Below are 18,325 nucleotides of genomic sequence, written 5' to 3' on the forward strand. Positions count from 1 at the left end.
CCCTGCCCCCTACCCCCCTACCTCCTCATCCCAGTCCCCAATCATTCTAATAAAGAATCATGAAAGGATTAAAAGGAAAAAACGCTTTAATTACAGGTGCAACCTCAGGTATTGGCCAGGCGATCGCTATCAAGTTGGCCCAAGAAGGTTGTAATATCGCTATTAACTACCGTAGCAGCCCTGAACCTGGTGAAGAAACTGAAGAAATGGCTTTGAAAAAGGCCTGTGGAGATATAGATAATTGTGGTGTCAAGTCGCTGTTGGTAAAAGGCGATGTCTCCCAAGAGTCAGATATTGTGGATATGGTCAACAATGTAGTTGATACATTTGGTAGTTTAGATATTTTGATTAACAATGCAGGGATTCAAACAGAATGCCCATCTCATGAAGTAACTACCGCAGACTTCGATAAGGTGCTGAATGTTAATCTCCGGGGTGCTTTTATTTGCGCCCGTGAAACTATTAAACACCTCCTATCCCAAAATATTCCAGGGACAATCATCAATATCTCCAGTGTCCACGAAATTATTCCCAGACCAAGTTATCTCAGCTATTCTATTAGCAAAGGCGGGATGGAAAACCTCACCAAAACCCTAGCATTAGAATACGCCAAACAAAATATCCGCGTAAATGGTGTAGCCCCTGGTGCTACAGTTACACCAATCAATGATGCTTGGATCAATGACCCAGAAAAAAAGGCTAGTGTAGAAAGTCATATTCCCATGAATCGTGCTGGCACTAGCGAGGAAATGGCAGCAGCTGTCGCTTTTTTAGCATCCGATGATGCCGCCTATATTACTGGTCAAACTTTATTTGTTGATGGTGGATTGACTTTGTATGCTGACTTCCGAGAAAATTGGTCAGCTTAAGTAACAGTTTTCAGCAGAGACAATGTTTAACTGCCTACACTGTGTCAATTTCAACTACACAGAAATACACAAAAGGAACTCAGAAAAGAAATAAAAATTCTATGTATATTGGCGGTAGCATTATCTTTTTACTGGTGTTCGTTTTAGTCCTTTTATACCTGCGGGGATCTTTCCGAGAAGACGTTGAGTATAAAATCATCAATGTTCCCAGCGTGGAAGATACTCGGTTTCCTTTGTTATTAGTCGGATTAACTAATGCTGTCACCACCAATGGACAATTAACCGGGTTTTGGGTGGGGCCAGATGATATTTATGCGGCTAGACTTGAGGCAATTCGTAATGCTAAACGCACGATTCGCTTTGAAACATATTACATGACCCCTGGTCGCCGTGCTGATGATTTTGCTACCGCTTTAATTGAACGTATCCAAGCAGGAGTAAAAGTACAAATTTTAGTAGATGACTATGGCACAAAAGCTATTAAAGATAAGTACTGGCAAAGATTAAGAAAAGCAGGTGTACAAGTCCAGTTTTTCCGAAAATTTAATTGGCGATCGCCTCTAGAATATAATTCTCGTACCCACCGCAAATTGTTATTGTTGGACAGTCAACAAGCAATGTTAGGTGGTGCAGGAGTTTCTGATCAATGGGATGGTGATCCTGATATTAGCGATGGACTCAGGCGAAGCGTAGCCCGTGGCGCTCCCTGGTTAGATATGGAAATTAGTTATTCTGGTGAAATTGCCAGTATTCTGGAAGGCCAGTTTATGCAGAATTGGGCTTATGTTGGCGGAACTGTAGATTTGGGACAAGACCTAATTCAGCCACAACCAGAATCAGGAACAACTCTGTATATTAAAGATAGTACTTCTCAGCTAAATGAATCAACAATGAGGATGCTGTTTCAAGTCAGCCTTCTGGCAGCTAGAGAGCGGATTTGGATTAGTAGCCCTTATTTTTTGCCCGATGTTAATACACGTAATATATTGATGAGAGCCAGAAAAAATGGCGTAGATGTGCGTATTTTAACAATGGGAAGAAAAAATGATAAACCCCTAACGTATTTTGCCTCCCGCGAATTATATGACAAGCTTCTACAAGTTGGAGTGCAAATTTGCGAATATCAACCTAGTATGAATCATGCCAAAGTCATTTTAATTGATAATCATTGGGTGAGTGCTGGTAGCGCAAATTTTGATCCACGCAGTTATATTCATAATGATGAATTAAACGTTTCCACTAACATACCGGAACTCATCAACAAAGTTGATAGCTTTTTTGAAAATGCGCTGATAAATAGCCGTTATATTACTCATTTACACTGGAAAAATCGTTCTGTTAGCGAACGAATTAAAGGGCGTTTAGGATTAATATTTAAACCTTTATTGTGACAGTATTTATGATGAAAAATGCATTCAAAAATATAATTTACTAATTCGCAACTTCCCACTTCCTACCTTAGATGTTAAATTCTGAATACTTAAACAATGGCTCCATCCACCAACAAATATTATCAACTAGATCCAGAAGCCTGGAAACTGCTAGAAGAATCCATATTCTATTACCAAGGAAAACCCGTTGGCACTGTAGCAGCCCATGATCCAGAATTAGACGCACTAAACTATGACCAATGCTTCTTCCGGGATTTTGTGTCTTCGGCTTTGGTGTTTCTCATGGAAGGAAAACCAGAAATTGTCCGCAATTTTTTAGTAGAAACCCTAAAAATGCAAAGCCATGAGAAATACATGGACTGCTTTGAACCAGGGGAAGGATTAATGCCTGCCAGTTTTAAAGTAGTGCATGATGGTGATGAAGAAGTTTTAGTTGCTGATTTTGGGGAACATGCGATCGCTCGTGTCCCGCCCATTGATTCTTGTATGTGGTGGCTAATTCTGTTGCGGGCTTACGAAAAAGCTACAGGTGATGTAGAACTGGCTCGTCAACCAGACTTTCAAGCCGGAATTAAGTTGATTTTGGATCTTTGTTTGGTGCATCGGTTTTCCATGTACCCCACCATGTTGGTTCCCGATGGCGCATTTATGATAGATCGGCGCATGGGAGTCTACGAACATCCACTAGAAATTCAAGTATTATTTTACGCCTCCATGATTGCCGCTAGAGAATTATTGCTCCCAGAAGGCAATGGCGAAGAATATATCAATAAGGTGAATAGCCGCTTGGGTGCTTTAAAGTATCACGTCCGCAATTATTACTGGATAGACTTTCAGCGATTAAGCGAAATTTATCGCTATAAAGGCGAAGAATTTGGCAAAGAAGTCGCCAACAAATTCAATATTTACGCAGAAGCTATTCCCCACTGGTTAACCGAATGGTTACCAGAAAATGGCGGATATTTAGCAGGTAATTTGGGCCCAGGACGCATGGACTTTCGTTTTTTTGCTCTGGGAAATCTCATGGCTATTTTGTCTTCGTTAGCCAGCGAAGCAGAATCTCAAAGCATCATGAATTTATTTGCTCATCGCTGGGAAGATTTAATCGGTCAAATGCCAGTGAAAATCTGCTATCCCGCCTTAGAAGGTGAAGAGTGGCGCATGATTACCGGATGTGACCCGAAAAATAGAGCTTGGTCATATCACAACGGCGGTAACTGGCCCGTCCTGCTATGGTTATTTGCCGCCGCCGCCGAAAAAACAGGTCGAGTAGAACTAGCTCAACAAGCGATCGCTGTGGCTAAACAGCGGTTGATTCAGGATAAATACCCAGAATATTACGATGGGAAAAATGGCCGTCTCATTGGCAAAGAAGCACGACTTTATCAAACTTGGAGTATTGCGGGATTGATAGCAGCAAAACAGTTTATTGATCATCCTGATCATTTAAAACTGATCACTTTTGATGAAATTAGTGATAGTCCAGGTTGTCGGCTGTAGATTGTCGGCTGATTCAACTCTTAAACTGGAAGTATTGTGCATTTAACCTGGTCTTCATAATCGTACTGTAAGCAGTAAATAACTGTCAGTACCCAGCTGCACCACCAGGAATCAATCGGAGTTAGACCAATGCACAGTCCACAAAAGACTCAGTTTACACAAGTTGCCATCGCCTTCACACTTGCGGCTGGATTAATTGCTGCGATCGCCTCGCCATCCACGGCGGGGACTTTTCGCGTTAATCCCTACCTACAGCGACCATCCACAGATGGCATGTCTTTTACTTGGTTTACGGAACAAGAGACGGCTGGTACCCTCACCATCACAGGGACTGATCTAAACAATCCCCTGATATTTACCAGTGTCCCTAATTTGCAGCCAGAACTTGCCTACACCACTGCCGAGAAAAACCAAAATATTTCTGGACTCACCCCAGGCTCTTGGTTACTGAGTGACAACAACTATAAACATACTGTGGATGTGCGGGGACTACAGGCGGGAACAACTTACGAATATACAGTCACCCAAGGGTCAAGCGTTTTTAATTCCAACTTTAAAACTGCTCCCAGTAAAGACGACTGGACTAGCATCCGTTTTATGGCCATGGCCGACAGCGAAACCGAGCCGGCTGGACGCTCTACCTACCGTGAATGGCAACCGGGCGCTTTAGCAGATAACTCGGCCATGCGCCCAGAACTGAGCGATAGTCAATGGGCTAACACCTTCGGTACAGCAGGTAGTGGTGGGTCACAAACCCTACGTTATGCGTTGACAGAAACCGAAGGTTACAAACACAACTTAGAAATAGTCAACAGCCGTCAACCAGACTTTTTAGTTATGCCCGGCGATTTAGTCCAAGGCGGTGGCTATCAACCTGGTTGGGATGAATTTTTTCGCCACAATGCCGGCGAATTTGACAGTGGACTTTCCCGCTATCCATTACTTCCCGCCTTGGGTAATTGGGAAAATTTTGGCGCACTCAATGGCGGTTATGGCACTGACCCTGATGGGCGTTTTGGCCCGAAGTTTGGCCGTGACAAGTATCATGTATATTTTGATGCCCCTGACAACGGGACACCAGAACATCAAGACAACTACTATCGCATCGACTATGGCCCCATTACCATCATCACCCTAGACAGTTCTAACGGTGAACCAAGCGATCGCCGGAGTAACTATGGTGGTGAAGAACAACCACCCAAAATCAGCGGGCGCGATTACACTGGCCCTGGTACCGATACCCAAGAAAACTACACCCGCGAACAGTATGAGGCGGCTGGCGGCACTGATCTGGCCGACTTTAACCCCGGTAGTCCGCAATGGAACTGGGCAGAAACACAATTAGAAGATGCCCGGAATCAAGGTCAAATCATCTTCGTACAGTTTCATCACGCACCCTACAGCAGTGGTGAACATGGACAACCAATGAACCATGAATTATCCACGGGTCAAGGTGGTACACCCATGCGCCAATATCAGAGTATGTTCGAGCAATACGGTGTTTTAGCTGTATTATCTGGGCATAGCGAAATGTTTGAGCGTAGCTTCGTGGATGAAAACGGCGACGGCATTGGTGTGTATTACTATGATGTCGGTGTCTCCGGTGACGGCTTACGTGGTGAAAAACGCGATGGTTCCAGCTTGAGTGACCCCCTGCTGAAATACAACAGTTTCAGCCAATGGACTGCGGACCAAAACGCAGGTGAATTTTGGCAGGAAATGGCAGGTGCTTTGCAATTAGTCGATGGCGGCAAACACTATGGTCATCTGGAAGTAAATGTGGAACGAGTTGGTGAAGGGGAAAGCGGTTACGCCAAGATTACACTGTCGCCAGTATATAGTTTTCCCATCCTCGATTCAAACTACAATCTGGTACGTACCGAGCGCCGTGTTTATGGTGATGAGATCACCCTACTAGCTGGTTTCGATGGGCAAATCGTCAAACCAGTTCCAGAACACAGATCTATTCTTGGGTTGTTGGCATGGGGATTTTGTACAGCCGCCATCAAATTTGCCAAAAGCAGTAAAACAAAGCCTGTTGTTTAAACCAGTTTGATAAATTTTTTACCCCAACCTTACAAGGGAAAGGTTAGGTTCATCGAACCTACATTTTATTAATGCCACTGTGTTCTGAGGAATTTTCCCTAATACCGCAGTGGCATTCGCTTTTATTTCCATATAAACTTATACAATTTTTGCCAACACTGAAGATCACAGAGAAATTACAGAACCCAGATTCCCAAAGGAATTTTCCCTCAAAAATCGTAAATTTCATATCCAAAATGATCTACGCTTATTGAAAAAATATCCAAATAAAGACTATTATTCTCAATAAGCACTGATAGTTAAAGACTAATTGCGACTATGTATACTACGACTTCATTAAAAGCAGAACTAAATGCCAAAGGATGGAGACTAACTCCACAGAGGGAAATCATTTTGCAAGTGTTTCAGAATCTCTCTCGGGGTAAACATTTGAGTGCGGAAGATGTCTTCGATTTGCTGAATAAGCGTGGCGAGAATATTAGTTTATCTACCATTTATCGCACTCTCAAGTTAATGACACGTATGGGTATTCTCAGAGAGTTAGAGTTAGCAGAAATACATAAGCACTACGAATTAAATACGGCTTCTCCTCACCACCACCATCATATGGTTTGCGCCCAATGTAATATGACCATTGAATTTGAAAACAATTCCATCCTCAAGCAAGCATCAAAACAGGTAGAAAAATCGGGGTTGGAATTAATCGACTGTCAATTAACAATTTATACTATCTGTCCGGAGGCGGTACGCCGGGGATGGCCGGCAATTATGCCTAGTGATTGGCAATGTTCTGGGGCAATTCGTGCCAATCAATCCTCACAGACAGATGAATGAGGACTAGGGACTGTTTTGGTGTAGTCTTCCTGGGTTGGCTATTGCTAAAAGCTACCCTTTAACACCACTACCAGTTTCTGTGGGGACAATGTAGCGCTGTAAAAATAAAAATAATAACAGTACTGGGGCAATAGAAATTATCGAGCCAGCCGCTACTAAACGCCAATCGAGAGAAAATGTACCTGCTAATTTTGCTACTCCCAAAGGTAGGGTATATAAGCTTTCATCTTGGATGACAATTAAAGGCCAAAGAAAGTCACTCCAAGCACCAATGAAGACGAAAATAGCTAAGGTTACCAATGCCGGGCGAATTGCTGGTATCATCACAAACCACCATAAACCTAACTCAGAACTACCATCCATGCGGGCGGCTTCTTCTAATTCTTTGGGTACACCCATAAAAGCTTGCCGCAGTAAAAAGATGCCGAAAGCAGAGGCTAAACTGGGAAAAATGATACCAAGATAAGTGTTTCGCAACCCTAGCTGGACTGTCAAAATATACAAGGGAATCATCACGATTTGAAACGGAATCATAATCGTGGCGACGATGGCCATAAAAATCGAGTCTCGTCCGACAAATGACAATCTGGCTAAGGGGTAAGCCGCTAAAGCACAAAAGAATAAATTTAAGCCTACTGTCAATATTGCTACTAAGGTACTGTTATATAAATACTGGGCAAAAGGTAGAGATTGCCAAACCCGCACAAAGTTATTCAGTGTGGGTTCACTAGGTAATAACTGCGGCGGTGACTGTAAAATATTTTCTGTGGGCGATTTTAAGGCTGTACTGATGAGCCACAGCAAAGGAAACAATGTCAACAAGGCGATCGCAGCTAATAAGGCGTAGATGAAGATAGTTTTTAGCCGGGAATTTCGCATTTTCGTTAAATCTTTTTCTGAGCTAGGACTGGTAAGGTAATGATAAACCCTGTAGCTGCAATCGGTGTGGAGTTAACGGCAATTTTTTAAATGCCGGGGTTGACTGACCTTAAAATTAGACAAGCAACCTTCCAGATAAGGACAGTCTTCACACTTCATTTCTTTCCCTGGATTGGCACAGCCACAGGGAGGATTGATGAAACATTCAGCAGGTTCACGGGGAGTATAATACTTTTTAAGTATCAAATTTAAAGCTGCTTCTTGTAGACAAAAAATGATATCTTGAACCATAAAAATATTTAAAATAAATTGGTTATCAAATGGTTAATAATTAGCTGATATATGTAAAAAATCAGAAATTAACAATTAATATAAATTACCTAAAAATCCCTATATTTTTAATATATATGGCAAGATTTAAACGACAGACCAGCGATTCCAGGCTGAAATTTTATCTTCTACTATAAATTCTCTTTTTTCAGAGTTTGCACTTTCGGCTACTAAAACTTTCAAAGTTACAATCTGTATATTGTTAATAACTTTATGTCCGTAACCAATAACTTTGCCTAAATGCCCTGTTTGTTGATTTAGTACGTAGTCACCAATGGTGAATATCATGGCATTATCAAAACAAATTGGTAAATATATACATAATTATTTGTATGTTTTCATTCTCTATAAGCTAATCAAGAAAAACCTCACACTTGGACTATGTTTTCTTTCTATCTTAAGTAATATTTTTTATTAAATAATTTTATTACTTTGGATATAGATTAATCCGGTTTGATTTAAGAAAAATCTCAGTTCAGTATAAAATGATGCAAAAAAATTGTAGGTTGGGTTAAGCGCAGCGCAACCCAACATTGATCTGAGAAACTCAACAGGGATATTGGTGTTGAGTTTCCTTGCGTCAACCCAACCGTGGTCATAATAGACCGCTTCGTAGCAAGGGTGTCGGATAAAAATGTTTGTGCAAAAGTGGGATTCTCACAAAAATCAAATATGAGCCTTATATACAGCGTTTTGCAAATAAATGAAGTACAGACTTACATATTGTAGGGTAGGCAGCATATGGCTACGCCACGCAAGCTATCGACTGAGCGCTCACGCCGAAGTCTTGCCTGCCATTATGTAACTCATCGACACCAAATATGCTGTATTTAGTTAAATTAACTAATTCCAAATACTGACTCGACAGTTGATTTAAGGGAATCCCTTGCATCCTTGAAACCTTGAGCAATGGGATGTTTTGCCTGTAAAAATACCCGCGCACAATTGCGTCCTGGCATTCCGGAAATCGAACCGCCTGGATGTGTCCCCGCACCAGTCAAAAATAGATTTTCAATTGGTGTTTTGTAATTAGCTAGTTCTGGTAAAGGACGGAAAAATACCATTTGATCTAATGTCATATCAACGTGGTAATAGTTTCCTTTGTATGCGCCTAATCTTTCTCCCAATTCGGCGGGACTTTCTACACGACGGGCAATAGTTGCTGTTTTTACATTCGGGGAGTAATCTGCTAATTTATCAATCACCCTGTCTGCAACTTTGTTTTTTAATTCATCTGTCCAACCCGTACCTTTTAAACCTGTGCCTTCTGCACCCGCTATTTGATAAGGAGCAAAAAACTCAATCCATACAGTATGTTTTCCTGGGGGGGCTAAACTTGGATCAAGGGCGCTAGGTATGACCACATACATTGATGGGTCTGAATCGGGAATTTCACCCAAAGTACATTTACTATGGGCCTGTTCAACGTGAAGAACAGAATCGGCAATCAAGATAGACCCAGTAAGATATTCATCTTTGTGTTCGTGGTGTGGAAAATGCAGCGGTTCATCTAATGCTAAATCTATCTTGAGAATAGTTTCATTATTATTAACAATGCGGCGTTCTAATCTTTCCCATAAATCTGGGTCTGCTGCATCGACATCACTTTTATCAGTCATTTGCAAAAATAACCGCTTGGCATCGATATTAGAAATTACACCGTATTTAGCACGATATTCGTGACCACCAGCCACTCTTACACCTGCTGCTTTGCCATCATCAATTAAGACCTTTTCTACATGCTGATCTGTGAGAATTACGCCACCTTTACTTGTGACCAAATTCACTAAGGCTTGTACCAGTGCGCCAGTTCCACCGCGGGGTCTGGCCATACCAGGGTTATGACGCATGGCCATCATAATTGCACCAATGGCGATGGTTTTTTGCGACGGTGGCGCACCGAGTTCTGCTGCTAGCCTTGCTAGTGGTGCTTTGAGAAATTCTGAATCGAACCACTCGTTCAGTAAATCTTCAGAGCTGGTCAGCATATTACGCACAAAGTCGAGGGTTTTATTCGGTGAACCAATGACTGAGTATAAATCTTTCAGTTTTTTAACATCATAATTGCCAAAAATATCTATAATTGACTTTGGTGGTGCATTAAACATGGGAATCATCGCACCCAAAGCTCGTTGCCAATAGTCTGTAAATTCTGCATATTTTTTAGCATCTCTTTCACTGTAACGGGCAATTTCTGCACAAGTTTTTTCCAGTGATTGATGTGCTAAGAAATATTTGCCGTCAGGATGAGGACAAAAAACAACTGGGTCACAGTACAAGTATTCTAAACCGTATTTTTCCAGTTCTAATTCTTCAACAACTGGCCCTAAATGAATAAATTCGTGATCAATGGCACACAAATTAAATTTAAATCCTGGTGCAGTTTCTGGTAAGCATTCTTCAGTAGTGGCAGCACCTCCGGGAACTGAACGTTTTTCTAATAACAGGACACTATACCCAGCTTTTAGCAAATAAGCGGCGCAAACTAAACCGTTATGTCCTGCTCCAATAATGACAACATCGTACTCTTGCATGTTTTTAATTTCTAATAAATAGATTATTTAATACTATTGTAAGGGTGAAATTAATATTATTATAAGCTTTACCAGTTATTTAATATTATTGATAATTTCAATCTGTGATTCCGATATTTGCTTGACGTTAGCTTCTATTAAAAGTATCACACTTGCGTCTATAACTTGCATATCAATGATTCTAAATGCTATATCTTCCCACTTGAAATACGGTAAATTTTCTAGTTCTTGGATTTTTTGGATGAATGCTAAAATTAGTTCTACAGAAATCCCTTTGCCTTCAGTGCAGGTGACACTTTCTAGCATTATAGGTTGAGAATTAGTCCTGGGGTGAAGAATTACTGTTGCACCTAAGAGGCGAGTATTTGTTGGGAATTTTATTAATAGTTTTGCATTCAATCCTATTCTGCCGTTTCCAGGTAAAAATAATTCAATGTGTTGCGGGTCGAAACTGATAATTTCGCCATCCATATCTAACTTAAAATTTTGTGCCAAGCTGCGCGTATATTCTGAAGTCAAGGCACGGTTAATATCCGCTGTTGTGAGTACAATCCGAGCAATGGCATTGACTGGTTCATTTAGTTCAATTTGACCAAAAATAGCACTTAAGGGATTAATAGCAATACTATCTGTTTCCAGTTGTATTTCTTGCACGCGAATATTTGGTTGGATTACCAGTCCTTTTCCGGCAAGGGAAACCCCATCAGCTTGTCCCTGAACGATTTGCAAGATATCAGTTTGTATATCTACATCAATTTTTTCAGATCCATCTAGTTTTTGAGATAGCCTGCGTTTAGCTTCTTGCGATAGTAACTGTTCTTCTAAGCTTTGTTCGTCACTCATGAATTATTAATTTACTGCATCCTATTACTGGTTAATTTAAACGCTGGACACTCTTGAGTGTATCTACAGGAAGATATATGCAAATATGAGTAGATTCAAAATAAAATCAGCATTTACACCCTAAAAGAACGTGGTTTCACAAACCAAGGTGTGATTAGCAGGCTACAAACATTAGTTTTTCATGAGATCGAGCAAAATAAATGTTTGTTATAAGTAAAAATACGTTGTTACGAAAATCCTAAATTTGACGTTGGTATATTTTGTTTAATTACCGAAAAAATCCACAAAATCGTATTTTCCAGTCTTTTATGTAAGGGTAATTGCGGTATATACATAAATATTTAAGAATTTTTTATACACATTAATAGTTACAAAGTGCTTGTCACCTGATGAAATAATCTTCCGGGAAAACGGGAAAACTATGATTACCCCCGAATGGGGAAATTTCCATGTAACTCCCCAATAGGAAAATGCTCAAAAAATCTCTATTTAATCGTTTGATTTTGCCTTTTTCTCTAGTTCCCTGGCTGTGGGTGGGAATATTGTTTGACTCTAAAGCTGAGGCGTTACCAGGCTATAGTACAGAAGAAGTAACTACCTGGATTAAAGCACATCCTACACTCCGTCCTAGACCTGGCGAGAAATTGTTTATCCAAAAAAGTGATACGGCTGCTCAAAGATTCACTTTTCAAGCATCTGTGTTACCTCCGGGTAGGGTGGCATTAACTCAAGACCGGAGCCGGATTCGCAATGAACGCTTGACCATGTATGATGCCATTAACGGTATGACTTTTCAGCGTCTCCAGGAATCTCTGCGGGTAATTTATGGCTTGGATATCTATCAAGACTTTAATCGCGCTCAAATAGTATACGAATATCCTAACCAGAGTGCGATTAACTCGGCTCGTATGGCTAGAACGCCTATCAGGGAAGCTTTACGAGGAGAATTACGTGTAGGCGATCGCTATGCCTATTGGCTGGAAATTGCCCAACCCCAAGGAGGTAAAGCTTTCACAGGTCAGATGACGGTTTTACTCAAAGCTGACCTTGATAAGTTGGAATCTGAATTGCGAACTCGTTAAATAGTTGGCGTTTGCTGTGGGTTCGGCTGAACCCAGCCTGCGGCAAGTCGCCAAGTCATTTTATAATCCTCCTAATCCCATAGGAGAAGGGGTTTGCCAAACACCAGAAAAGATGCTTTCAGTAGCTAAAGAAATTCTGAGTAAATCTTCCTTCAATAGAGGCGGCCAATCAACTCCTGCTTTGCGCCCAGCAACAAATATCTGTTGCGCCTTGACACCTAGCTGATAAAGAGCAAAAGCTAATTCTCGGTCGAGATTAGGTGCATCTTTTATAGATTCAAACACCACCTTCAAAGCTAACAAAATCGAAGTTATCTGACCGGGTACTGGTGGTTTTCCCAGTTTCATTCGCATTAATAAAGCATCTGGGTTTTCCTCAGTTGTTAATGTCTGGGCTACGAGGAGTTTGCGAGCTGTTTCGTAATTCATTTATCCAGCTTATCTTAGTTGATAGCACAGCAAGAGTACCTACATCCAAATTACTATGAGGATGTCACTTACAGTGTTTTTCGGTTAGGGGTTAGAGGCTAGGGGCTAGAGGTTAAAGGCTAGAGGCTAGAGGCTAGGGGCTAGAAGAATGTGCCTCATTTATATATGTGCGAAGATTCTGCTTCTATTTGTCTGAAAACTGTTAATGCTGAGTAACTTACTCCAGCGGTACCTTCTCCTGGATGGGTAGAGTCACCCACTAACCACAAATGCTTGATGGGTGTACGATTGGCAAAGCCAAAGGGGCCAAAGGTGGGTATTCTTTGACCTATACCGCCGACGATACCGCGATCGCGGGCTGTGTAATGAGCAAAGCTACGGGGTGTGGCGGCTTCTAGATGAATGATGGTTTCTGGTTTTAAATAAAAATATTGCGAAAGACGAGCGATCGCATCTTCTGTATACTTCTGTTTGAGTCCTTGATAATTCTCGGTAGACCACCACGGTGCAGGATCGACAAAGGTTGAAGCAATAATTGTCGCCTTCCCCTCTGGTGCGCGTCCATCTCCCGGATGACTGACGGAAACAAATAAAGAATTATTCTCGCCTATGGGGCCATTGGCATCATACATAAATTGTAGGTGGGGAGGACAATCCAATGGTATGGCGCTGGCATCTACACCTAAATACACTACAAATGCACCCGACGCTTGGGGTAATTTTTTTACACGATTTTTATACCCGGATGGTGCTTTTTCACCCAATAGTTGCACTAAGTTCTGCACTGTGACGTTAGCAACTATATGATCTACAACTTCTGTCGAGACTTCCCCTGTTTGCTGATTTCTGATAACCACAGCATGGGCTTTGTTTTTTTCTACTTTGATCTGTTCTACAGTGTGGCGCATGAATAACTTACCGCCATCTCTTTCTAAGGATGCAACTAGGCGATCGCTTAGTACTTGCATACTACCTTGGAGGTGAAATAATCCTTGGGGTAATTGTGAGACACTCAACGCCGTTGCAGCGTAAAGTAATGCTGTTTCTTCGGCGTTAACTTGGGAATACAGCTTTAATTGCAAATCTAAAAACGTCCTCAGGCGATAATCATTACCTAGTCCGTAAAATTTTAAAGCATCGCCAACTGTAAATAAGGTGTAAGGTACAGTAATTAATGTACTGGGGCGCACAGCCTGAGTTAACTGCCACAAATCCCATAAATTACGCGGTGGTAGCACCGGATCACGTCCTTGGAATTGCCAACTAGCCTCAAATAACACCGCCATCATTTGCCAAAACGGTTCACTACCGGGAAATTGGCGTTGGCGTTCCTCTCGCCATTTATTGGGATCACGCCAAACATTAATCGGTGTAGTTTCCCCAGGTAAATACACTGCACAAGCCGGGTCACAAGGTGTGGCTTCAGGTAAATCTATGGCTAATTCTGAGAATATGCGGTGATGAATCCCCCCTGGTTCTAATCCTGCTACCTGAGTTGCACCGACATCAAAGGTAAATCCGCGACGTTTAAATGTGGAAGCGCAACCACCGGGAACTAAGGCTTGGTCAAGAACTAAAACGCTGTAACCCCGATGGGCTAACAACGCCGCAGCCGTCAATCCACCGATTCCTGCACCAATGACCGCAACACGGGATTTGGTTTTGGGAGTAGAAATATTGGACATTGATAATTTTCTTTATAATTCTTAATATTACTACTCATAATTTTATAGGGTAATGACTGTGAAAAGCTAGTATCGGTAACTGGTTTTGAGTTTCGCTGATTATCTAATTTCTCTCACACCTGACAATTCCGCATCAAAGCTGTGTAACCTGCTTACTGGAAATGTTTGTCATAAGCAAGAGCCTCATAAATCACTTCCTCCTCCATAATTTTGAAGGAAACGCAATCAGTTTGACTCCACTCCTTGTCTAACCTTTGCTCATAAACAGTCAATGCAGCCTGAAATTGAACACTTGTTTGCGGAATGATGGTCGTGTTTGGATGTTGGTAGAGTTTTCTAATGAAATTGACAGCAGCTTCACGAAAAAACTTACCACGAGATGAAAAATCGTTCAGGACTTCAGTTAATACCATCTCAGTTGTAACAATATGAGCAGGCTGTACAGCTTGTGAAAGTTTTACAGCTTTATTATGTAAATCATCATGAGGATTAAGCAACGCTACCCAGTACCCTGTATCTGCAAACACAACCCGCATCAATCTTGTCCTTGTCTTTGTTTTTGGTAATAATCAAATCTCCTAGCTAAGTCAGTGGGTAGTTTTTTCCATTCTTCATCAGGGACTTGAGCAGAAATTTCAGCTACCAATTCCCAAATAGGGGGAGCATCGGGATCAAAAGAAAATTTGTCTGATGGTGATGGTGCTTGAACCGTATCAATTTCAAGTTGAGGAGTTTGTTTTTTAGCAATTAGGTTTTCAAGTTTATTTATGGCTTCTTGTTCATTACGCCAAGCCTCATCCCGCAATTGATTTGCTTTGAGAACTAAGTTGCCAATTTCATTAATAATACTTGGTTTTGGTAGCGGAATAGGAACAGAAGCAAGCATTTCTAAGTCAATATGGACAACAACTGAACCATAAGAATGTCGAGTAATTAAGCAGTAACCGTAATCAGATGCTAACCAAGTATAAAGATATCCTGGATTCATACTCGCTGAAGCTAGAATTCTTGTTGCATCTTCACTCGCTGTCCATTGTGCCATATACGCAGGAAAGATTTGTACTCGTCCAATTGTCCCAGAACGAGTTACAGCAATCATATTTTCTTGCAGTTGAATTTCAGGTAAATCCTTTGTGTGTGCGCCTTTAGCTAGTTTTTTTACATCAACTGGATCAACTTGGAAAAGCTGCTTACTACTGAGTAAAGGAATTCCGCCTTTTTGAACGTATGTTCGCTTGCGGAATTTTGTAATTGGTCTAACTTCTTTTGTAACTCGTGAATCTCCTACAGTGGTAATTTCACAAGATAGTTTATTTAACTGGTTTTCAGCAGCAAGAGCAACCGGATCATGAAAACTACCTTCTAAGCGTCCCAGAAGTTGAGAAGCTTTTATTTTGGCAATAGATGTCTTTTTACCTGTCGGCGCAATAGTATTTAGATAAGGCAAGTTTAACCGTTCATGCAGTAACCGATCTGCCTCATCTAAAAGCTGATTTGCTTCATCTCGCTGTTCACCGGCTTTACACATTAACCGACCAATTGCTATTCGCCGAATTGGTGGTAAATCGGGAATTAAGACTCTTTTTAAGTGTTCTGGCTCAATATGGACAATTACTGAACCATAAGTTGCTTGAGTCAGTTGTGGACGACCATATTGACTACGGAGAAAAGCGGTAACATAACCTGCTGTATCAGCATCAATAGCACGAAGACGAATAGCGTCTTGGGAAAGTGCTTTATCAACAAATGTTTCACTTGCCAGGCTAATATTACCTATAGTTCCAGAGCAAGAAATTAAAACATCCCATTTTTGAATTAGCAGCTTGTCTAATTTCTTGGTGTGTTTACGACTTAAATAATTTTCAATTCTAGGCTTTAAGCTAATAATTTCTGAACTAGAAAGAAACGGTACACCGTGTTCAGAACTCACATAAATTCGCTTAAAGCGAAAAGCATTATGAGCTTCTTGGCAAAGTCCAGATTCGCCATAAAGCGGCATGAGTTGTAAACCACTGTTTTCCAAAGCTGTAACCGCGTTATGAGCTTCAATACTAAAAGCAGATGCTTCTAAACGAACGCCTGCATCAAATATCTCACTCAGCCTAATGGTAGTTGACAGTTTTTCAGACTCATCAGGAGGCGAAGATATTGGCGTATATTCCGGTTGAAAATCATATTTTACCATCCCAGAACAACCTGTTTTTTCCAAACAAGAAACTCATCTGCCACAAATGGCGTATCATCGTCTTCAACTTTCTGACGAGGTAAAGGTCTAACCGTGCCTTCGCCGCTTGCTGTTCGCTCTATGAGAGGAATTGACCCTGGGTCGGCTGGCATTAATATCTCTTCACCTTCTTCATTTCGTCTGTAAACAGTGTTACCTCTCTTATCATGACCGATCGCCTTCACCTGTGCCATAAAAATTTCATAATCGGGCATGGTTCCTCGGTTAATTTCCTCTTCTGTCTTTTTCTGAAGAATTAAAACTGAGGTTTGAGTTCCGTTGCGTGGTTGAAATGTATCAGGATGTAAGTCAATTGATGCCACAATGCGGCAATGTTTAATCATCCAATACCGCACATATAACAATCCAGGCGCACCTAAAATTGCATCTGGTAGAACAATTCCCATACGTCCGCCAGGTTTAAGAAATTGCCAGCATCGTTCAATAAATAAAATTTCTGGAGGTGCTGATCCTTGCAGTTGATCAGTTGGTTCCCAACCTGTTTCGGTTTCTCGCCAAACATGACCAAGCTGATACTGGCTTAAAGTTTCACGGTCTTTAATCGGTAACTTTGAGCCAAAAGGCGGATTTGTGGCAATGACATCAAAATAAGCTAAATCTTTGAAACCGCGTAAACTTTTTGAATCGATATCAAGAGCTTTGGCAAACTGTTTACGGAAGTTATCCTCCCATTGATGTGGATGTAATAATGAATCTTGCCGAAAAATATTTCCAGCACCATCATTATTCATCACCATATTCATTTTTGTAGCTTTTACTAAGTCTGGATTTATATCAAATCCAAAAAAGTTTGCTTGAGCAGTTTCCCTGATTCTAGAATTTAAAGCGTCTCGCATCCAAACATCAGATTGTTCAGTAACTCCTGCTTGCTGTGTTAGCTTTTCGATAACTTCATTCATGGCAATTACCAAAAAGCCACCCGTCCCACAAGCTGGGTCAAGAATTCTATCAGTAACTTTTGGCTCAAGCATCTGGACTGCCATTTTTTGGACGTTGCGAGGTGTAAAAAATTCGCCGCGATCGCCTCTTAAATTAGCTCCAACCAATTCTTCGTAGGCTTTACCTTTTACATCAATATTAGTACTTAAAAAGCTATATCTTTGGAGTTCACCAACTATATAAGCTAAAGAACGAGGCTGAAGTTTTAGTTGGTCATTGGCATCAAAAATGGCTGGATACTGCTTTTTAACTGCATCAAAAATTTTACTAAGTCTATTAACAACAGTTAGCCGACCGTCATTACTGTTTTTTTCACTCGCTGTTGCATAAAATTCTAAAGAATGAGGGAAATTGCGTTCATCATGAATTTTACAAAAAATAACTTTTAAAAGTTCAAAGAAAGCCGGCTGTTTCTGTAATCCATCAGTCACATAAATATGGTCGTGACAAATTTTGAAAGAAAACAGTAAATTATCTCCAACAGCATTTTTCAAAGATTCACGAGTAGGACGATCAACTTCTTCTACATTGCCGTCTTTTGCAGGTATATCATTTGGTTCTTCGTAAACAACACCTTCCTCAGTTTTTACACGACGAAAGACAGCCTTTTTTTTGCCATTTGTCCACATTCCCCATTCTGAGTTATCGCAAAATGCCATGTAAGACCTTAGTGGTGCAGAAAAGTCTTGAACCGCTTGTATACCAGGAGTCTGACTGAG

Annotated in this window: 16 protein-coding genes; 6 read left to right on the top strand and 10 right to left on the bottom strand. The window is 41.0% G+C overall.

Annotation, left to right across the window (positions count from 1 at the left end):
* Window positions 1-59 precede the first annotated feature (59 nt).
* The 5 genes from ACM0OS_RS23330 (at window position 60) to ACM0OS_RS23350 (ending at window position 6,640) form a co-directional block, all read left to right on the top strand.
* Window positions 60-869 carry a glucose 1-dehydrogenase gene (locus ACM0OS_RS23330; protein ID WP_414545563.1) on the top strand — a complete coding sequence of 270 codons (810 nt, stop codon included), beginning with the start codon at window positions 60-62 and terminating at the stop codon, window positions 867-869.
* 101 nt (window positions 870-970) lie between these two features.
* Window positions 971-2,260: a phospholipase D-like domain-containing protein gene (locus ACM0OS_RS23335; protein ID WP_414545564.1), complete on the top strand. Its 1,290-nt coding sequence runs from the start codon at window positions 971-973 to the stop codon at window positions 2,258-2,260.
* A gap of 96 nt (window positions 2,261-2,356) precedes the next feature.
* Window positions 2,357-3,760: a glycoside hydrolase 100 family protein gene (locus tag ACM0OS_RS23340; protein WP_414545565.1), complete on the top strand. Its 1,404-nt coding sequence runs from the start codon at window positions 2,357-2,359 to the stop codon at window positions 3,758-3,760.
* Window positions 3,761-3,889: 129 nt separating this feature from the next.
* Complete coding sequence (locus ACM0OS_RS23345) at window positions 3,890-5,806, top strand: fibronectin type III domain-containing protein (RefSeq protein WP_414545566.1); 1,917 nt, start codon at window positions 3,890-3,892, stop codon at window positions 5,804-5,806.
* Window positions 5,807-6,124: 318 nt separating this feature from the next.
* Complete coding sequence (locus ACM0OS_RS23350) at window positions 6,125-6,640, top strand: Fur family transcriptional regulator (protein WP_414545567.1); 516 nt, start codon at window positions 6,125-6,127, stop codon at window positions 6,638-6,640.
* Between the two features lie 51 nt (window positions 6,641-6,691).
* Here the strand turns inward: ACM0OS_RS23350 and ACM0OS_RS23355 are convergent, their stop codons facing one another.
* The 5 genes from ACM0OS_RS23355 to ACM0OS_RS23375 all read right to left on the bottom strand — a co-directional run bounded on the left by ACM0OS_RS23355 (window position 6,692) and on the right by ACM0OS_RS23375 (window position 11,226).
* On the bottom strand, window positions 6,692-7,519 hold the full coding sequence (locus ACM0OS_RS23355; RefSeq protein ID WP_414545568.1) for a carbohydrate ABC transporter permease: 828 nt from the start codon (window positions 7,517-7,519) through the stop codon (window positions 6,692-6,694).
* 72 nt (window positions 7,520-7,591) lie between these two features.
* Window positions 7,592-7,810 (bottom strand): hypothetical protein, encoded by a 219-nt coding sequence (locus tag ACM0OS_RS23360; RefSeq protein WP_414545569.1) that lies wholly within the window; start codon window positions 7,808-7,810, stop codon window positions 7,592-7,594.
* A 126-nt stretch (window positions 7,811-7,936) separates the two neighbouring features.
* Window positions 7,937-8,137: a hypothetical protein gene (locus tag ACM0OS_RS23365; protein WP_414545570.1), complete on the bottom strand. Its 201-nt coding sequence runs from the start codon at window positions 8,135-8,137 to the stop codon at window positions 7,937-7,939.
* 551 nt (window positions 8,138-8,688) lie between these two features.
* Complete coding sequence (gene crtO, locus ACM0OS_RS23370; protein ID WP_414545578.1) at window positions 8,689-10,407, bottom strand: beta-carotene ketolase CrtO; 1,719 nt, start codon at window positions 10,405-10,407, stop codon at window positions 8,689-8,691.
* 51 nt (window positions 10,408-10,458) lie between these two features.
* On the bottom strand, window positions 10,459-11,226 hold the full coding sequence (locus ACM0OS_RS23375; RefSeq protein WP_414545571.1) for a DUF2993 domain-containing protein: 768 nt from the start codon (window positions 11,224-11,226) through the stop codon (window positions 10,459-10,461).
* Window positions 11,227-11,696: 470 nt separating this feature from the next.
* Here ACM0OS_RS23375 and ACM0OS_RS23380 point away from each other — a divergent pair, with 470 nt between their 5' ends.
* A complete protein-coding gene (locus ACM0OS_RS23380; RefSeq protein WP_414545572.1) occupies window positions 11,697-12,308 on the top strand; it encodes a hypothetical protein in 612 nt (203 codons plus the stop codon).
* A 60-nt stretch (window positions 12,309-12,368) separates the two neighbouring features.
* On the opposite strand, the gene ACM0OS_RS23385 is transcribed toward ACM0OS_RS23380, so the two are convergent.
* The 5 genes from ACM0OS_RS23385 to ACM0OS_RS23405 form a co-directional block, all read right to left on the bottom strand.
* Window positions 12,369-12,737 carry a Dethiobiotin synthetase gene (locus ACM0OS_RS23385; RefSeq protein WP_414545573.1) on the bottom strand — a complete coding sequence of 123 codons (369 nt, stop codon included), beginning with the start codon at window positions 12,735-12,737 and terminating at the stop codon, window positions 12,369-12,371.
* 155 nt (window positions 12,738-12,892) lie between these two features.
* The gene (gene crtD / locus ACM0OS_RS23390; protein WP_414545574.1) at window positions 12,893-14,422 is read right to left on the bottom strand and encodes a C-3',4' desaturase CrtD; all 1,530 of its coding nucleotides are present in this window, start codon (window positions 14,420-14,422) and stop codon (window positions 12,893-12,895) included.
* Between the two features lie 152 nt (window positions 14,423-14,574).
* Window positions 14,575-14,958: a type II toxin-antitoxin system VapC family toxin gene (locus ACM0OS_RS23395; RefSeq protein ID WP_414545575.1), complete on the bottom strand. Its 384-nt coding sequence runs from the start codon at window positions 14,956-14,958 to the stop codon at window positions 14,575-14,577.
* Window positions 14,958-16,631, bottom strand: a complete 1,674-nt coding sequence (locus tag ACM0OS_RS23400; protein WP_414545576.1) for a hypothetical protein — start codon at window positions 16,629-16,631, stop codon at window positions 14,958-14,960. Before ACM0OS_RS23400 ends, ACM0OS_RS23395 begins: the two co-directional genes overlap by 1 nt.
* The coding region (locus tag ACM0OS_RS23405) for an HsdM family class I SAM-dependent methyltransferase (RefSeq protein ID WP_414545577.1) at window positions 16,601-18,325 on the bottom strand (1,725 nt) is incomplete at its 5' end. The genes ACM0OS_RS23405 and ACM0OS_RS23400, both read right to left, overlap by 31 nt.

This window comes from Nostoc sp. CCY0012, assembly GCF_963920855.1.
In the GTDB taxonomy this organism is placed as follows: Bacteria; Cyanobacteriota; Cyanobacteriia; order Cyanobacteriales; family Nostocaceae; genus Cyanocohniella.